The organism is Rhizobacter sp. P2_H3, from assembly GCF_056403355.1.
Genome location: NZ_JBFUFQ010000451.1, coordinates 1 through 1,883 on the forward strand (window position 1 = coordinate 1; position 1,883 = coordinate 1,883).

Below are 1,883 nucleotides of genomic sequence, written 5' to 3' on the forward strand. Positions count from 1 at the left end.
CAATAATTCGGGCCATTACGGGGACTTTTGCCGCCCCTTGCGCTCCCTCCTGATAGAGTTGCCGCTGAATTACAGTATGGCCCGCTGATTCGCGGGACATCATTTGCGCAGAGCCATACCCGGCGGCAGTGCCGAAGAGTTCACTAATTGATTTTCTCTGCGCCAGCATACGCGGTGTGTTTGCCAAGGCGACGGAATACATTGAAGGAGGGTGGCCGTCTTTTTTTGCGGCATCAGGCCCGCTCGGCTGACGACTCGTAGCTTCTTGCTTCATCGATTCCATATTAGAAACCTCCTGGTGAGCCATAAGCTGACTTGAGTCGGCTAGGGATTTCCCTGCTAAGCATACGCGGCCAAGAACGCATGCAGTATCAGCCGGATGCTGAGATTGCCGCTCCTTGAAGCCGAGAGCCCGATGTCACCGCCGCCCCGAACTCGCGATGCGGAAACGCCACTTGAAACCTGGTGTCGACGTTCGTGCTGCTCGGTCTGAACTTCTCCAATCGATCGATATCGATCCGGGGACGTTCTCGAGATGATTTCGCCGCGCCTTCACGTCGTAGAGGCGGAGTCGGCACACGTTTGAGTAGACCCGTCCGACGTGTCCGAGATGCACACCCGAACGGACCCGTAGCCGGGACACGCGGCCACTGTTGATGAAGGTCGCCTTCGGCAAGCACTGTTGCTCAGCGAACGAATTTGATCGACCTAAACCAGCCGGAAGAAGCCGTTGTACTGGCAACGCCTAGGACGTCTCGTGTCCGTCTGCCGTAGCAAGTGCTGGAAGCCTCGATAAATATTGTCATCTCGTAGGCTACAAATGGCAGGCGGATCTAACGAGCATGGGCGCATGAGCACCTCTGCCACCACGATGCTGGCCGCCTACCTGCAGGCCGAAACCGATGTCCTGCTCGGCAAGGAAGCGCGCCTCGGCGACCGCGTCTTCCGGAGCGAGGATCTGGCCGAGATCCGCGCCGGCCGACAAGAATGGGAACGCCGCGTCGCCGGTGAGCGCGACCGTACATCGGGCGTCCCGACCCTGGGCGGCCTGCGCTTCAGCGTCGCGCGTCTCCACTGATGGGCGCGCGTCTGAATCCGGTCGATCGCCTCGTCTCCTGGCTCGATCCGCAGCGCGGCCTGAACCGACTGCGCAACCGCACGCTGCTGGCCCACTACGAGGCCGCACGACCGAACCCGCAGCGCAAATTCCGTCGTGATGGCGGCTCGCCCAATCAGCTGGTCGAGCAGGGCGCTGCACCGCTTCGCAACCAGATGCGCTACCTCGACCGCAATCACGATCTGGTTGTCGGTGCGCTCGACGTGCTCGTCAACAACACGGTGGGCGCCAACGGCATCGGCGTCGAGTTCCAGCCGCGCACATTGAGTGGCGAGATCCATGCGGAGTACGCCGCAGCGCTGTCGGCCGCCTGGCGCGACTGGCAGCGTCGCCCAGAGGTGCGCTGGCAGCACAGCTACGCGCGCTGCCAGCGCCTGCTCGCCCGTACGCTGTATCGCGACGGCGAGGCGTTCGCACAGCGCCTCAGGGGCAGCGTGCCCGGTCTGGACCACGGCACCACCGTGCCGTACTCGATCGAGATGCTTGAGCCTGAGTGCGTGCCGATGGACTTCAATGACTCGGCGCGTGGTATTTCGCAAGGCATTCAGTACAACGCATGGATTCGCCCGACCGCGTACTGGGTCAGCAAGGGGTACCCTGGCGAGGCAGCGACGCTTCACCAAGACCTAAAGGTGGTTACAGCCGACCGCATGCTGCACTTGGCGCACCTGTCACGCATCGGCCAGCTTCGCGGCGTGACGCGCTTCGCGAGCGTCATCGGCCGCATCGAGGACATCAAGGACTACGAGGAGTCCGAGCGGATCGC

The 1,883-nt window shown here is 62.3% G+C and carries 3 protein-coding genes; 2 read left to right on the forward strand and 1 reads right to left on the reverse strand.

Annotated elements, in window-relative coordinates:
* A partial coding sequence (locus AC1D1T_RS32215) for a hypothetical protein (protein ID WP_477993423.1) occupies positions 1 to 283 on the reverse strand: 283 nt, incomplete at its 3' end.
* A 567-nt stretch (positions 284 to 850) separates the two neighbouring features.
* Here AC1D1T_RS32215 and AC1D1T_RS32220 point away from each other — a divergent pair.
* Together AC1D1T_RS32220 and AC1D1T_RS32225 are read left to right on the forward strand one after the other, a co-directional pair.
* Positions 851 to 1,078, forward strand: a complete 228-nt coding sequence (locus AC1D1T_RS32220) for a DUF6148 family protein (protein WP_477828816.1) — start codon at positions 851 to 853, stop codon at positions 1,076 to 1,078.
* Positions 1,078 to 1,883 (forward strand): phage portal protein (locus AC1D1T_RS32225; protein ID WP_477993424.1); only part of this gene is annotated, 806 nt, incomplete at its 3' end. The genes AC1D1T_RS32220 and AC1D1T_RS32225, both read left to right, overlap by 1 nt.

Coding starts and splice junctions, on each gene's coding strand:
- AC1D1T_RS32220 (WP_477828816.1), top strand. CDS start 851: ATGAGCACCTCTGCCACCACGATGCTGGCCGCCTACCTGCAGGCCGAA.